The organism is Mycoplana sp. MJR14, assembly GCF_029210525.1.
GTDB lineage: Bacteria > Pseudomonadota > Alphaproteobacteria > Rhizobiales > Rhizobiaceae > Mycoplana.
This window is the reverse complement of sequence record NZ_JARGEO010000001.1, coordinates 843,670-858,304: the sequence shown is the minus strand read 5'-3', so window position 1 is coordinate 858,304 and position 14,635 is coordinate 843,670. Positions and strand designations below refer to the sequence as shown.

Here is a 14,635-nt window from a genome sequence, read left to right as displayed (position 1 = left end):
TCGCGTGCTTTAAGGGGCTGGCAAGGGGCGCGTTTCAGGACGCGCCCTTTTCATTTGGGCATGCCGGAGCATGTCCGTGCCCGGACGACGCAGGCGATCAGGCGCGGGCAAGCAATTCGCGCGCGCCTGTGCAAAGATGAAGAAAGGGAAATGGCGCACCCGAAGAGATTCGAACTCCTGACCCCCAGATTCGTAGTCTGGTGCTCTATCCAGCTGAGCTACGGGTGCGTTTTCAGCGGTGGGCGTGTTGCCCGGCTGCGAGCGATCTCCTACTGGGTCCGCCGCGCTAATGCAAGCGCCTTCTGCGAAAAAAATGAGATTCCCCATCGGCCTGACACCGGGCCTCGTGCGGGGGGCCTCCTGCCGGCGCCACTGGCAAGCCCCGAGCCGAGCCTCGCGCCGGCCGGTCGCGTCGTGGCGGGCAGGTCGGGCCCGGTGCGCAGACGGGCACTGCGGTGTTGCGCCGTGCCTGTTCGCCGCAAGGCCGGCTTGTGCAGTGTCGTGCCGAAGGATTGCGTGCGTTCAGGACGCCCGGTTGCGGAATGCCGCCAGGGGGACGGGCCGGTCCGGCAGCTCGATGCGGAACTGCGTGCCGTCCGTCGCCTTCTCCACCAGCGCGATCGTCCCGCCATGGGCAAGGACGAGCTCGCGGGCGATCGCGAGCCCGAGCCCGGTGCCGCCGGAGCGGGCCGATCCGCGGAATGCGGCAAACAGGTTCTCGCGCGCCTTGGGCGGCATGCCGGGGCCGGTGTCGTCGACGGTGATCGAGACGACGCTGCCGGTGCGGACCGCCGAGACGGTGAGGCAGCCGGGATCGCGGCCCGGATGCTGCGTCAGCGCCTCGACGGCGTTGCGGCAGAGATTGTGGATCACCCGGAAGAGCTGCTCGCTGTCGGCGTCCACCTCCAGCCCCGGCTCGACCTCCATGACGAATGCGATGCCGGAGAGCGGATCGATCGAGAGCATTTCGGACACGTCGGCGACGAGCGGGGCGAGCGGCACGAAGCGGCGCCGCGGTGCGGGCTCCTGCATCCGGCCGTAGGAAAGCACGTCCGTCGTGTAGCCGACGGCGCGGTCGATGGTCCTGAGCAGCTTGGGCGCGAAGCGCTTGACGACCGGATCGTCGACGGCCGCCAGCCTGTCCGACATCAATTGCGCCGAAGACAGGATGTTGCGCATGTCGTGGTTGATCTTCGAAACCGCCAACCCGAGGTCGGCGAGGTTCTTCTGCTCCTTCAGCGTCCCCTGCAGCGCCCGCTGCATCTCCGCCAGGTGGACGCCGGCGACCGCGAGCTCGTCATGGCCGCCGGACGGCTTGAGGATCCGGGACGGGTCGGAGGGGTCGGCGGCGAAGTCGCGCATGTTGCCGGTCATGCTGCGGATCGGGCGCACGAGCATCCGGTTGATGGTCAAAAAGATCAGGCCGCCGGTGATCGCCGACAGCACCGTCGTGAGCAGGAAGACGGTCCAGGCATAGGAGAGCATCGCCTTGCGCAGCGCCTTGTCGGTGAGCACCACCTCGATCGTCGTGTCGCTGTCGCCGAGCGGGCCGTAGGCGCGGATGATGCGGTCGCCGCCGAAGAACAGCGTGTCCAGGGCGGCGCAGATCGCCGAAAGCGGTTCGACGGCGGAAAGGTCGTATTGGGCGTCGACCTTGGGCGGGATGTCGGCGACGGCGACGAGGCGGGCGGCGTCATGGCGGCGCAGCACGATCGCCTTGGTCCCCGTCGCCATCAAGGTCTCGTCCTGCAGCGCGCGCGACAGGTCCTGCTGCGGGAAACCGTCTGCCACGATCGCAGCGGCGGCGGCGACGTTCAGCCGATCGGTCAGCCAGCGCACCCGCATGTTGGCGATCGAAGGCGCGAAGATCAGGATTTCGGCGAGCACGATGAAGGCGACCGTCAGAAGCAGCAGACGCCCGGACAGTCCCTTCAGGGAACTCGGCATCGGCACGTTGCCCAGCATCGGGGCGGCTTCGTCTTCCTTCATCGCGAACTCCCGGCCGTGTCGCGGGGCCTGGCGGCATTTCAGCACAGAATTCTTCTCGTTCTTCGAGGGGCCCGCCACGCCCGGCCGCGCCGGTTGCTGCGTCTGCGGAGGCGCTGCCGGCGGATCGCCCTCGCGCAATCACAATCATAGCGGATATGAGGGGCCTGTCCAATGACATGGCTCCCGAGCCGGTTCCGCCGCGCCGCCCGGCCAAGAAAAAAGGTGGCGGAAGTCATCCGCCACCTTCGTGTCGTGTTCTCGGTTTCAGCCGGGATCAGAACTCTTCCCACCCCTCCGGGGTCGCGGCGACGGCGGCGTTGCCCCCGCGGCTGGTGAAGGCCCGGGCGACGTTGCCCATGATCCGCCGTGCCGGCGATTCGACGGGGCGGTGCGCCGCCTGCGCGACGGCGACATGGCCCTCGCCGGTGCGGAAGCGCGAGACCAGGCTCGCCAGGCTGTCGGCCTCGGCCTTCAGCTTGTGGGTCGCAGCCGAGCTTTCCTCCACCATCGCGGCATTGTGCTGCGTCACCTGGTCCATCTGGTTGACGGCGGTCGAGACCTCCTGCAGGCCGGTGGCCTGCTCGCGGGCCGCGGTTGCAATCGAGTGGATGTGGTCGTTGATCTTCAGCACCCGCTGCTCGATGTCGGCGAGCGAGGTGCCGGTCGCCTGGACGTAGCGCACGCCGGTGGCGACTTCCTCGCTCGACTTGTTGATCAGCCCCTTGATGTCCTTGGCGGCGCTGGCGGCCCGCTGGGCCAGTTCGCGCACTTCCTGGGCGACGACGGCAAAGCCCTTGCCCGCGTCGCCGGCGCGTGCCGCCTCGACGCCTGCGTTCAGTGCCAACAGGTTGGTCTGGAAGGCGATCTCGTCGATCACGTTGATGATCTGCGTGATCTCGTTCGATGCCTGCTCGATGCGGCCCATGGCATCGACCGCATTGCGCACGACCTCGCCGGACTGCTTGGCGCTCTGGGTCGCCTCGCCGACCATGACGGTGGCCTCCTGGGCCCGGTCGGTCGAGTTCTTGACGGCGGCGGTGATCTCCTCGAGCGCCGCGGAGGTCTCTTCGAGGGCTGCGGCCTGCTGTTCCGTGCGCCTGGACAGGTCGTCGGAGGCGTTGCGCAGCTCGCCGGAGTTGGCATTGATCGAGTCGGTCGAGGCCCGGACCTCGCGCATCGCCTTCTGCAGCGTCGCCAGCGTGTTGTTGACGTTGGTCTGCAGCTCGGCGAACGCGCCCTGGAAGGAGCCGTTCATCGAGCCGGTGAGGTCGCCTTCCGCCAGTGCTGCGATCACGCGGCGGGTTTCGTTGATGCCGGTGTCGACGCTGCTGACGAGTTCGTTGACGCTGGCCGCGAAGCGGTTCAGGTCGTCGTTGCCGTAGTCCTTGTCGATGCGCTGCTTGAAGTCGCCTGCGGCCGCGGCGTGCACGACGGAGGCGATCGAGGACTGCAGGTCGGCGCTCTTCTCGCGCAGCGCCTGCTCCTGGGCGTTCAGGTCGCGCACCTCGATGGCGTTCTGGCGGAACACGGAGACGGCTGCGGCCATCTCGCCGATCTCGTCCTTGCGGCCGGCATAGGGCACTTCGGTGGAAAGATCACCGGCGGCCAGTTGCTTCATGGTCGAGGTGACGTTCTGGATCGGCCGGCTGATGTGGTTCGTCGCCACGTAGAAGGCGGCACCACCGCCGGCGGCAAGACCGATCACGACGGTGGCCAGCACGATTGCGAGCATCATCGCCTTGAAGTTCGCTATGTCCGCCTTGATCACGGCGAGGTCGTCGCGGTCGACCTTCACGACAGCGTCGATTTCCTGCTGGAAAGCCTTGCGGTTGGCGCGGTTGGCGTCGTTGTTGCCCTGCTCGTTCGCCGCCTGCGGCGACACCTCGGTGCCGAGCCGTGCCGTCTCCATGCGGAACATGCGGAACTCCGCGGCCCGGCTCACGACGGCCTCGAAGACGGCGAGCTGGTCGGCGGGGACTTTCGGGCGCCAGCTGGTCAGGGTCTGGTCGATGGCGTCGAGCCCCTTGCGGATGCCGTCGGCAAACTTGGCGGCCTGTTCGGTCGTGGCCGAGCTGTAGATGCCGCGGGATTCCATCACGACCGCGGTGACCTGCCGGTTGAGGGACTCTCCGAGATAGGCGCGATCGGCGGCCGTCTCGTAATTACGCAGTTCCTGGTCGTACTGATGCACGACGCCCAACGCCATCGCGCCCATGAGGACGGACAACATCCCCATGACGCCGACGATGAGGTAGATCTTGGCACGTATCTTCATGTCCGGTTCTCCCGTTGCCACTGTCGACCGAATGCAGCGGCGGGCCGCACCGTGTACTTTTTTCGTTTTACTCTTTAAAAGTTAATGAGAATTGTAATGAAAGCTAATGTTGGAGCCGTCCCGCCGCATTTCCGACTTGATATTCGTTAGGAAAAACAGCGGCTTCGCCTCACGTAACGTGAGGCGGGCGAGGGCGCCTGGCCGCACCGAGAACAAGAAATGGCCGCGTTTGCGTTAATCATTTCGGTCAGGCGGCGATCTTCAGCCCGGAATTGACTTTTCCCGGCCTTTCCCCTTATAAGCCGCGCACGTCCGGACGGGCCGTCACTTCGGCGACGGCGAATGCGTCCGCAAACGTAACGCTCCTTGCTTAAACGCAAACCCAAGAAGGGCCGCACACCGCGGTGTTAAAATAAATGTCGAAGCGTACCTACCAACCCTCCAAGCTTGTTCGCAAGCGTCGTCACGGCTTCCGTGCCCGTATGGCCACCAAGGGCGGTCGCGCGGTTCTTTCCGCTCGCCGTGCACGCGGTCGCAAGCGTCTTTCGGCCTAAAGGCCGCGCTTGCCCGAAGCGAGAGCCGGGCAATGACCAAAGATGACGAGAAAATGACTGTCGGACGGCTGAAAAGCCGCCCGCAGTTTCTTTATGTGCGGGAGGGTGAAAAGCGCAAAGGGCCGCTGTTCCTCCTCGAGATGCGCGACCGGCACGAGCCGGATACTCCGCCGCGCGTCGGTTTCACCGTTACCAAGAAGCATGGCAATGCCGTCGAACGGAACCGGATGCGCCGGCGCCTGAAAGAGGCGGTCCGTCTTTCCGCCGGGTTTGCAATGGCGCCCGGACACGACTATGTCATCGTCGCCAGGCGCGACATACTCCATGCGCCTTTTGCAGAACTCCAGGACCGCCTTCGCGAGCGCATCGGCAACAGGCAGAAACACAAGAGGCCGGCTCCCTCCGGCCCCGGGAAAGAATGATGGAAAACAACCGCAATTATATCGTGGCGATTGCGCTGTCGGTGCTGATCCTGATCGCCTGGCAGTTCCTCTACGTCAATCCGAAGATCGAGCGCGAGCGTTCGGTCGCCGAGATGCAGGCGGAACTGGACAAGGACAATCCGGTGACCCCGCAGGGGACGACGGCGGCATCGACGCCGGCCGCAGGCGCCGTCCCCGGCGCTGCCACGGAGAGCGGCCAGGCCGCAGCGGTCCAGAGTGCGCGCGTCAAGATCGAGACCACCTCGCTGCTCGGCTCCATCAATCTCACCGGCGCGCGCTTCGACGACCTGAAGCTGCGCGAGTATCATGAGACGGTGGATCGCTCGAGCCCGATCATCACCCTTCTGAGCCCCGCCGAGACCGAGCACGGCTACTTTGCCGAGGTCGCCTATGTCGGCAACGAGACCACCGGCCAGGTGCCCGGGCCGCAGACGGTCTGGACGCAGGAAGGCACCGGCAGCCTCACCACCACCACGCCAGTCACCCTGAGCTACACCAACGACAAGGGCATCCGCTTCGTCCGCACGATCTCCGTCGACGAGCACTACATGTTCCAGGTCACCGACCAGATCGAAAACACCACCGGCGCGCCGCTGTCGCTCTCCAGCTACGGCCGCGTCACCCGCTTCTCCAAGCCGACGACGCCGAGCGTCTACGTCCTGCACGAGGGCTTCATCGGCTATCTCGGCGAGCTCGGCCTGCACGAGGTCAAGTACTCCGCCGCCGAGGAAGACACCACGATCGCGCCCGGCAAGGCCACGAGCGGCTGGCTCGGCATCACCGACAAGTACTGGGCGACCGCGCTGGTTCCGACGCAGACCGTTCCCTACGAAACGCGCTTCTCGCACTTCACCGACGGTCGTCCGCGCTTCCAGGCCGACTTCCGCCAGGATGCGATCACGATCGCGCCGGGGCAGAAGGGCGAGGTCAAGAACATGCTGTTCGGCGGCGCCAAGGAAGTGCCGGTCATCGACGGCTACAAGACGTCCCTTTCCATTCCGCGCTTCGACCTGATGATCGACTGGGGCTGGTTCTGGTTCTTCACCAAGCCGATGTTCCAGATGCTGGACTTCTTCTTCCGCTACTTCGGCAATTTCGGCGTGGCGATCCTGATCACCACCATCGTCGTCAAGGGCGTGTTCTTCCCGCTGGCCCGCAAGCAGTACGCTTCGATGGCCAACATGAAGCGGCTGCAGCCGAAGATGGAAGAGCTGAAGGCCAAGTTCGGCGACGACAAGATGGGCCTGCAGCAGGCGATGATGGCGCTCTACAAGGAGGAGAAGATCAATCCTCTGGCAGGCTGCTGGCCGATCCTCCTGCAGATCCCGGTCTTCTTCGCGCTCTACAAGGTCATCTACATCACCATCGAGATGCGCCATGCGCCGTTCTTCGGCTGGATCCAGGACCTGTCGGCGCCGGATCCGACCTCGCTGTTCAACCTGTTCGGCCTGCTGCCGTTCGACGTGCCGCATGCGCTGCTGATCGGCGTCTGGCCGCTGATCATGGGCGTCACCATGTTCCTGCAGATGCGCATGAACCCGACGCCGCCGGATCCGACGCAGGCAATGATCTTCACCTGGATGCCGGTCGTCTTCACCTTCATGCTGGCGAGCTTCCCGGCCGGCCTCGTCATCTACTGGGCCTGGAACAACACGCTCTCCATCATCCAGCAGGCGATCATCATGAAGCGCCATGGCGTCAAGGTGGAGCTGTTCAGCAACCTGAAGGGGATGTTCGGCAAGAAACCGGATCCGGCGAAGTAGCCCGTCCCCGCGACCGAAAGACCCATAGCGCCATCGCGATGGACCCCGGCTTGCCGGGGTCTTCTCATTTTCGCCCGATCGTGAATGTGCCCGTTGCGACGTCGCCGCGTCGCTGCCGCATGCGCCTGCATGCCGCCGGCCTGCCACTATCGCACGATCAGCCTCTACGAGCACCTCATGCCCGCACCCGTGGTATCCACGCCCTCCGCCAGTGTCGATGCCCACGGCCAGGGCTACGGCGCCGTCCTCGTGCTCGCCGCGGCGATCGCCTGGAGTTTCGGCGGTGTGCTCGCGCGGCTCCTGGACATGGACGACGGCTGGACGCTGATCTTCTGGCGATCGCTGTTCGCGTCCCTGTTCCTCCTGACCTTCATGCTGTGGCGGGACGGTCCGCGCGGCACGCGGATGCTCTTCTCCCGCATGGGCCTGCCCGGTCTTGCGGTCGGCGTGTGCTTTGCCACCGCGTCGACCTCGTTCATCCTGGCGCTGGCGCACACGACGGTTGCCAATGTCGTGCTCATCCAGGCGAGCGTGCCGCTGATCGCCGCCCTGATGTGCCGGGTCCTCTATGGCGAACGGATCGCCTCGGCCACCTGGGTCGCGATTGCGGCCGTGATCGTCGGTGTCGGGATCATGATGTCCGGTTCGCTGACCGGACGCGTCTCGCCGATCGGCGACGCGCTGGCGCTGCTGATCGCCTTTTCCTTCTCTACCGCCACCATCATCACCCGGCGCTACGCGCATGTGGCGATGACGCCAGCCGTCTTCACCGGCACGGTCATCGCCGGCACCGTCGCGGCCACCCAGGCCGCGGGCTTCGCCGTTTCCGCGCCGCAGCTCGGCATCCTCGCCGTCTTCGGCGCCATGAGCTTCGGCCTCGGCCTTGCCCTGTTCGTCACCGGAGCAAGGCTGATCCCTGCGGCGCTCGCCGCCCTTCTCAGTACCGCAGAGACGGTGCTGGCGCCGCTCTGGGTGGCGCTGTTCCACGGCGAGGTGCCGAGCGAGCACACGGTCGTCGGCGGTGCCATCGTTCTGGCCGCCCTCCTGTGCTACCTCGGCCGGGAGGCGTGGCGCCAGCGGCGGGCGGGCCTGACCGGCTCGGGCGCTTGACATTGCCCGCCAAAAACGGGAAGCCGGGCGAAAAGCTCGGGAAGGCCAGACGATGACAGCGACAAACTCCGGCGACGACAAGCCGCTCTTCGGCCGTCCGTGGATCTTCATCCGCGGCGTACCGGCGATGAAGTTCCTGCCGCCGGAAGGTCCGCCGGAGATCGCCTTCGCCGGCCGCTCGAACGTCGGCAAGTCCTCGCTGATCAACGCGCTCGTCGGCCACAAGGGCCTGGCGCGCACGTCCAACACGCCGGGCCGCACCCAGGAACTGAACTATTTCGTGCCCGACGGCTATTCCGGCGCCGAGGGCGATCTGCCGCCGATGGCGCTGGTCGACATGCCGGGCTACGGCTACGCCCAGGCGCCGAAGGAGCAGGTCGACGCCTGGACCAAGCTCGTCTTCGACTACCTGCGCGGCCGCTCCACGCTGAAGCGCGTCTATGTCCTCGTCGACAGCCGCCATGGCATCAAGAAGAACGACGAGGAGGTCTTCGACCTGCTGGACAAGGCCGCCGTCTCCTACCAGATCGTCCTGACCAAGACCGACAAGATCAAGGAAGCCGGCGTGCCCCGCCTCGTGGCGGAAACGACCGAGAAGGTTCGCAAGCGGCCGGCCGCCTACCCGGAAGTGCTTTCGACCTCCTCCGAAAAAGGCCGTGGCCTCGACACCCTGCGTGCGGCCATAGAGACCACGATCGCGCGCTGAGGGCGGCAATCTCCAGCAACAGTTGACCTGCGTCACTGGCCCGTCATCGAACGTGCCCTATGTGCTAGTCCATCGCGCGTCCCCATCGACGCGCGAGAGATGATGCACGAGTGTCCTGCGCAGGGCCCTTCGAGGACCGACAAGATCTCAAAGGGGGATTGCGCGCGTTTTACGCGGTCGGCACCCGCCGATGCGAATTCAAGAGGGAGCACACCGATGTCCGATCTGATCGTAGTGGGATTCGATACGCCGGACGAGGCCGACAAGGTCCTCGTGAAGCTGGCGGGCCTGAAGAAGGAGTACCTGATCGACCTCGAGGATGCCGTCGTCGTCGTTCGCGACGAGGCCGGAAAGGTCCATCTGAAGCAGAGCCTCAACCTGACCGCCATCGGCGCTTCGTCCGGACTTCTCTCCGGCGCGCTGTGGGGCGGCCTCGTCGGGCTGCTGTTCCTGAACCCGCTGGCGGGCTTTGCCATCGGCGGCGCCGTCGGCGCCGGTGCGGGCGCCCTGTCCGGCTCGCTGAGCGACTACGGCATCGACGACAATTTCATCAAGTCGCTGGGCGAGACGATCCCGAACAATTCCTCCGCCCTGTTCGTGCTCGTCCGCAAGGTGCAGCCGGAGAAGGTGCTGGCCGAACTCCAGGGGCTGCGGGGTCGGGTTCTCAAGACATCGCTTTCGCCGGATCAGGAAAAGCGGCTTCAGGAGGCGCTCTCCGGCGTCACCGGTGCGGCCCCGGCGCCGCCCACGGCCTGATCGGTCATCTCGCGGGGCCGCTGCAGCTTGCCGGCGGCGGCCCCTCGGTCTTGTCTTCGGCGCAACGGGGGTCGATCAGAAGCGTCTCGCCCGGCCGGAGGCGATCACCGACCCGGTCGGCGCGCCGGTCGGCGAACCGCCCAGCGGTTCGACGCTGACGGAGAGGACGGCGCCGGACCGGATCCTCGGCCGCATGGCCTCGGGAATCGTTAGCGTTCCGTCGCCGGACTGCGAAAGGACGCCCAGCGAAACCGGCGTCTTTCCATCCTCCACCAGCCACAGTTCGAGCGACTTGCCGCCGTCCTGCCTGGTTGCCGCCGGTGTCATGGTGAACATGCCGCGGGACGCGTCGTAGTGCGCCATCAGGCTGATCGGGCTGTCCAGGCCGGAGAGTTCGGCGATGATCGCCTGCGACGGCGGCGCCGGTGCGAAGATGTCCGGCCCCAGCGCCAGCAATGCCGCGGAGAATGCGAAGGCCAGCAACGCCGCCGACCGCCAGAACGCCAGCGACGTCCAGACGCCGCGGCGCGCCCCGGACGACCCCGTCAGGGGCGCTTCGAAGAGCCGCTGCTCGACGGCGGTGTAGACGCGCGTCGGCGGCGACATCGTCTCCAGTTCGTTGTTGATCGCCGAAAGGTTCTCCTCCCACCGGTTCACCATGGCCGCGAAGGCCCGGTCGCTCTGGAGGCGGACCTCCACCTTGCGCCGGTCCTCGGCCGAAAGGACGCCAAGAACATATTCGCCCGCGATCACTTCGTCGCGGCGCGGATCCTTGCTGTTCTGGTCGGGCGATGTCATAGCTCCAGGCACTCTCCCAAGTTCGGCAGGCTTCGGTGAAGCCAGGGGTTCGTCATGGCGGGCGGCGAACGCCGCATCGCGCGGGCGCTCCGCGCAGCCGGACCCTCCCGCCGCGGCCCATTCGGCCCCGGCCGGTTCCTGCAGCCATCGATGCGCCGGCCTTCCGATTTCAGGATGGACGCCTCCTCCGGGTCACGCGCCGCGCCGGCGATTATCATATGCTTCCTCGGTGCCGCTTGCCACTGGTGTTCGCGCGCGGATCGGGCAGATCGCGAGAGCGTTGCCCCCATCTTTCGTCATTCCATCGTCACGCGACATGCGCTAAACAGGCGCCGACAAAATTGCGAGGTCCCCATGTCCCCGACCGATACCCTGACCGATAGCGAAATGCAGGCCCGGCTGCTGACGCAGGCCCTGCCATACATGCAGCGCTACGAGAACAAGACCATCGTCGTGAAGTACGGCGGTCATGCCATGGGCAATGCGGAACTGGGCAAGGCCTTTGCCAGCGACATCGCGCTGCTGAAGCAGTCGGGCGTCAACCCGATCGTCGTCCACGGCGGCGGCCCGCAGATCGGCGCGATGCTGGCGGAGATGGGCATCGAATCGAAGTTTGAGGGGGGCCTGCGCGTCACCGACCAGAAGACGGTCGAGATCGTCGAGATGGTGCTGGCCGGCTCGATCAACAAGGAGATCGTCGCGCTGATCAACCAGACCGGCGAATGGGCGATCGGCCTCTGCGGCAAGGACGGCAACATGGTCTTCGCCGAGAAGGCCAAGAAGACCGTGGTCGACCCGGACAGCAACATCGAGCGGATCCTCGACCTCGGCTTCGTCGGCGAAGTGGTCGAGGTCGACCGCACGCTGATCGACCTTCTGGCGAAGTCGGAAATGATCCCCGTCATCGCCCCGGTCGCGCCCGGCCGCGACGGCCACACCTACAACATCAACGCCGATACGTTTGCCGGCGCGATCGCCGGTGCGCTGAACGCCACCCGCCTGCTGTTCCTCACCGATGTTCCCGGCGTCCTCAACAAGCAGGGCGAACTGATCAAGGAGCTCTCGGTCGCCGAAGCCCGCGCGCTCATCAAGGACGGCACCATCTCCGGCGGCATGATCCCGAAGGTCGAGACCTGCATCGATGCCATCAAGGCCGGTGTCCAGGGCGTCGTCATCCTCAACGGCAAGACCGCCCATTCCGTGCTGCTCGAGATCTTCACCGAGCGTGGCGCCGGGACGCTGATCGTCCCCTAACGGCGACCCTTTCGGCCGAAATGTCGTGGAGGCGATTGCCGGAGGCGGGTCGCACACCCGCCTGCCGTGCAGCGCGGACGCCCTTCAGGCCGCTCCGTAGACGGCGGCGGCCTGCTTGCCGAGCCAGTCGATCATCGCGCGATAGGGGCCGGGGCCGTAGCTGATCCGCGCGACGCCCGCCTTGGCGAGCGTCTTCGCATCCGGGGCGCCGGGCTTCATCATCACGTTGACCGGAAGCGGCACCGCCTCGCAGATGCGGCCGATCAGCTCCGGATCCGCCAGCCAGGGCACGAAGAAGCCGTTGGCGCCGGCCTCCGCATAGGCAAGCCCGCGCTCGATCGCAGCCGGCACCAGCCCGCCATGCTTTGCCGCATCCCCTTCCTTCAGGAACAGGTCGGTGCGGGCGTTGATGAAGAACGGCAGGTCGCGCTTGTCCGCCATCTGCCGGATGGCGCGGATGCGCCGCGCCTGCAGCTCGATCGGATGCAGCCCGGTGCCGCCCACGACCTGGTCCTCGAAATTGATGCCGATGGCACCGGTGTCCGCGACCTGCGCCACGTTCAGCGCGACCGCGTCGGGATCGACCGCATAGGCGCCTTCGAAGTCGATGCTCACCGGCAGTTCGGTCGCCGCGACGATCGCGCGCGCGACGTCCAACAGCGCCGGCAGCGGGATCGCCTGGCCGTCCGCATAGCCGCCGGCGGCGGCAACCGACCAGCTGCCGCTCGCGATCGCCTTGGCGCCGGCGCCCGTGACGGCCTTCGCCGAGCCGGCATCCCAGACGTTGTAGAGGATGACCGGATCGCCCTTGCGATGCAGTGCGAAAAAGGCCTCGGCTTTCTGCTTCTGATTCATGTCCTATCCTCCCAGGGCAATGGTCGGGCCGATTCATAGCCGCCATCGCCGGCGCCATCAATCGCTGCGTGCAACCGTGCGGCGACCGGCTATTTCCACATCAGCAGCAAAAGGATGCCGGCAACGATCATGAGGCAGCCGGAAAGCTCCATGCGGTTGATCTTCTCGCGGAAGACGAAGACGGAGGCGGCGAAGGTGAACAGCAGCTCGATCTGCCCGAGCGCGCGCACATAGGCCACCTGCTGCAGCGCCATCGCCGTGAACCAGCAGGCCGACCCGGTGACGCCGGCCAGCCCGACGAGCGACGAGGAGCGCCAGGAGCGGGCGACGCGGCCGATCTCGGAGGGATCCTTGATCATCATCCAGACGAGCATGAATGCCGTCTGGAAGGTGGTGACACAGGCCAGCGTGACGGCCGCCTGCATCACGGCGTTGGGACCGTCGAGCGACAACGCCGCCGAGCGGTAGGCGACGGCCGAGATGCCGAAGACCGCGCCCGAGGCGATGCCGATCAGCGCCGTCCGGCCGGTCATGGCCGAAAGCAGGTTGCGGGCCGATAGCGGCATCCGCGCCACCGAGATCAACATGACGCCCGCCACGCCGACGACGATCGCGCCGACAGCGCCGGGCGTCAGCCGCTCACCGAGCAGGATCAGCCCGAAGATCGCCGCCTGCACCGGTTCGGTCTTCGAATAGGCGGTGCCGACGGCGAAATTGCGCAGCGAGAACAGGTAGACGAGCAGGATGGTGGCGAAGATCTGCGCCAGGCCGCCGATCACCGACCAGACGGCGAAGCGCGCATTCAGGGCCGGAAAGCCATAGCCTGCGAAATGATGAAGCGCCGCCACATAGGCGATCGCCACCGGGAAGCCGTAGCCGAAGCGCACGAAGCTCGCCCCGGTCGTCCCGAGCGACGAGCGCAGGTACTTCTGCAGCGCCGAGCGCAGGTTCTGCAGGAACGCGGCGCAGATGGTGATGACGACCCAGGCTTCCATGACCGCCGGTTTGAGACATGTCCGCCGAAGGTCGCAAAACGGTCTCGGGAAAAGACATGCGTGAGAGGGATAGCAAAGACACGCGGAGCGGGACGCCCCGGTGCAGCAAGCCCTAGCACGCGCCTGGAGGCCCTGGCCACGTCAAACCTTTTCCCGCTGCGGCCGCGTCGATTCCTTTTTGCTTCCTGTTGCAGCCGTGTCATAAGGGCGCCCATGACCGAAGCCCACGCGACCCATCCGCTGCCGGACAAGGCCGAATTCGCCCATGTCAGGGACTGGGTGTTCGACCTCGACAACACGCTCTATCCGCATCACGTCGATCTCTTCGCCCAGATCGACGTCAACATGACCGGCTACGTCGCAGCCCTGCTCGGCCTGTCGCGCGAGGATGCCCGCGTCCTGCAGAAGCGCTACTACCAGGACCACGGCACGACGCTGAAGGGGCTGATGATCCACCACGGCATCGACCCGGTCGACTTCCTGGAGAAGGCGCATGCGATCGACTACGGCGTGCTGACGCCGGACCTCGCGCTCGGCGAGGCGATCAAGGCGCTGCCGGGGCGCAAGTTCATCTTTACCAACGGCAGCGTCAAGCACGCCGAGATGACTGCACGCGCGCTGGGCATCCTCGATCATTTCGACGACATCTTCGACATCGTCGCCGCCGAATATGTGCCCAAGCCCGCCGGCAGCACCTACGACAAGTTCATGGCGCTGCACCGGGTGGACACGACCCACGCCGCCATGTTCGAGGACCTGCCGCGCAATCTGCTGGTGCCCAAGGCGCTCGGGATGAAGACGGTGCTGCTCTTGCCGCGCGACGAGGGCCATGAGTTCACCGACGCCTGGGAGAAGCGCAGCGACGACGACGTGCACATCGACTACACGACGTCCGACCTCACCGGCTTCCTCGCCCGCCTGGTCGGCTGAGTTTGTGGCGCGACGGCCAATGTCGGTGCATCCTTTCCGTCATGCCGGACCCGATCCGGCATCCAGCGCGCGCAAGTCCTTGCGCGCAGGAAGTGCATCCTCTCACGCCGCCGACGCGGCGTGGCTGGATCCCGGCTCGGGGGCCGGGATGACGGTGGAGAGCGCGGCGGCGTCAGCGCATCTATAGAGGCCGGTGGTGCATTGCGC

General features: G+C 66.2%; 13 protein-coding genes and 1 tRNA gene. 8 read left to right on the top strand and 6 right to left on the bottom strand.

Translation table 11 applies throughout. The features are described 5' to 3' along the window. Positions 1 to 151: 151 nt before the first annotated feature. The 3 genes from P0086_RS04245 to P0086_RS04235 form a co-directional block, all read right to left on the bottom strand. Positions 152 to 228: transfer RNA gene (locus P0086_RS04245), tRNA-Arg, on the bottom strand. Positions 229 to 522: 294 nt separating this feature from the next. Next, complete coding sequence (locus P0086_RS04240; RefSeq protein WP_275782723.1) at positions 523 to 1,989, bottom strand: HAMP domain-containing sensor histidine kinase; 1,467 nt, start codon at positions 1,987 to 1,989, stop codon at positions 523 to 525. A gap of 274 nt (positions 1,990 to 2,263) precedes the next feature. Continuing rightward, positions 2,264 to 4,264: a methyl-accepting chemotaxis protein gene (locus P0086_RS04235; protein WP_275782721.1), complete on the bottom strand. Its 2,001-nt coding sequence runs from the start codon at positions 4,262 to 4,264 to the stop codon at positions 2,264 to 2,266. 416 nt (positions 4,265 to 4,680) lie between these two features. Between P0086_RS04235 and rpmH the strand changes: the two genes are divergently transcribed. The 6 genes from rpmH (at position 4,681) to P0086_RS04205 (ending at position 9,596) form a co-directional block, all read left to right on the top strand. Then, positions 4,681 to 4,818, top strand: coding sequence for a 50S ribosomal protein L34 (gene rpmH, locus P0086_RS04230; protein WP_108001706.1), 138 nt, complete (start codon positions 4,681 to 4,683; stop codon positions 4,816 to 4,818). A gap of 32 nt (positions 4,819 to 4,850) precedes the next feature. Further along, positions 4,851 to 5,240 carry a ribonuclease P protein component gene (gene rnpA, locus P0086_RS04225; RefSeq protein WP_112600097.1) on the top strand — a complete coding sequence of 130 codons (390 nt, stop codon included), beginning with the start codon at positions 4,851 to 4,853 and terminating at the stop codon, positions 5,238 to 5,240. Then, positions 5,240 to 7,024 (top strand): membrane protein insertase YidC, encoded by a 1,785-nt coding sequence (gene yidC, locus P0086_RS04220; RefSeq protein ID WP_275782717.1) that lies wholly within the window; start codon positions 5,240 to 5,242, stop codon positions 7,022 to 7,024. Before rnpA ends, yidC begins: the two co-directional genes overlap by 1 nt. 177 nt (positions 7,025 to 7,201) lie before the next feature. Further along, positions 7,202 to 8,134, top strand: coding sequence for a DMT family transporter (locus P0086_RS04215; protein ID WP_112600125.1), 933 nt, complete (start codon positions 7,202 to 7,204; stop codon positions 8,132 to 8,134). A 52-nt stretch (positions 8,135 to 8,186) separates the two neighbouring features. Continuing rightward, on the top strand, positions 8,187 to 8,840 hold the full coding sequence (gene yihA / locus P0086_RS04210) for a ribosome biogenesis GTP-binding protein YihA/YsxC (protein WP_275782714.1): 654 nt from the start codon (positions 8,187 to 8,189) through the stop codon (positions 8,838 to 8,840). A gap of 216 nt (positions 8,841 to 9,056) precedes the next feature. Further along, complete coding sequence (locus P0086_RS04205; RefSeq protein ID WP_112608985.1) at positions 9,057 to 9,596, top strand: DUF1269 domain-containing protein; 540 nt, start codon at positions 9,057 to 9,059, stop codon at positions 9,594 to 9,596. A gap of 75 nt (positions 9,597 to 9,671) precedes the next feature. Here the strand turns inward: P0086_RS04205 and P0086_RS04200 are convergent, their stop codons facing one another. Beyond that, complete coding sequence (locus P0086_RS04200; RefSeq protein WP_275782711.1) at positions 9,672 to 10,394, bottom strand: anti-sigma factor; 723 nt, start codon at positions 10,392 to 10,394, stop codon at positions 9,672 to 9,674. A gap of 354 nt (positions 10,395 to 10,748) precedes the next feature. Between P0086_RS04200 and argB the strand changes: the two genes are divergently transcribed. Further along, a complete protein-coding gene (argB, locus tag P0086_RS04195) occupies positions 10,749 to 11,648 on the top strand; it encodes an acetylglutamate kinase (RefSeq protein WP_275782708.1) in 900 nt (299 codons plus the stop codon). A gap of 84 nt (positions 11,649 to 11,732) precedes the next feature. Here argB and P0086_RS04190 read toward each other — a convergent pair whose 3' ends face one another. Together P0086_RS04190 and P0086_RS04185 are read right to left on the bottom strand one after the other, a co-directional pair. Beyond that, on the bottom strand, positions 11,733 to 12,503 hold the full coding sequence (locus tag P0086_RS04190) for an isocitrate lyase/phosphoenolpyruvate mutase family protein (protein WP_275782705.1): 771 nt from the start codon (positions 12,501 to 12,503) through the stop codon (positions 11,733 to 11,735). An 89-nt stretch (positions 12,504 to 12,592) separates the two neighbouring features. Next, positions 12,593 to 13,498: a DMT family transporter gene (locus P0086_RS04185; RefSeq protein ID WP_148178332.1), complete on the bottom strand. Its 906-nt coding sequence runs from the start codon at positions 13,496 to 13,498 to the stop codon at positions 12,593 to 12,595. 213 nt (positions 13,499 to 13,711) lie between these two features. Here P0086_RS04185 and P0086_RS04180 point away from each other — a divergent pair, with 213 nt between their 5' ends. After that, the gene (locus P0086_RS04180) at positions 13,712 to 14,428 is read left to right on the top strand and encodes a pyrimidine 5'-nucleotidase (RefSeq protein WP_275782701.1); all 717 of its coding nucleotides are present in this window, start codon (positions 13,712 to 13,714) and stop codon (positions 14,426 to 14,428) included. Positions 14,429 to 14,635 lie beyond the last annotated feature (207 nt).